We start from the raw sequence: 282 nt of genomic DNA on the forward strand, positions 1-282 counted from the left end.
GCAGCCAGATTCACGTCGCGACCCGCCTGCAGCCCGACGCTTTTCTCCGCCGCCAGCGCGGCGGCCTGAGCGTTGATATCCTGCCCGGCCTTCAGAACCAGGTTATCGCCTGCGGAAATCGTGGTGCGGTCGAGCCCGGTACTGTGGGACTCACTTTTCCCTTTACGGCTGCTTTCGCTTGTCTGTGCCGCGTTCAGATTGAGATCGTTGCCCGCGCTCAGCCCCGCGCTGCCGCCCGCCTTCAGGTCGCTGGCGGTCACGTCAAGGTTGTGCCCGGCATTC

General features: G+C 64.9%; 1 protein-coding gene. It reads right to left on the minus strand.

The window, feature by feature from the left end:
- Nucleotides 1–282 (minus strand): hemagglutinin repeat-containing protein (locus KIF87_RS23095; protein ID WP_213330859.1); only part of this gene is annotated, 282 nt, incomplete at both ends.

This window comes from Enterobacter sp. 120016, assembly GCF_018383635.1.
In the GTDB taxonomy this organism is placed as follows: Bacteria; Pseudomonadota; Gammaproteobacteria; order Enterobacterales; family Enterobacteriaceae; genus Enterobacter; species Enterobacter asburiae_D.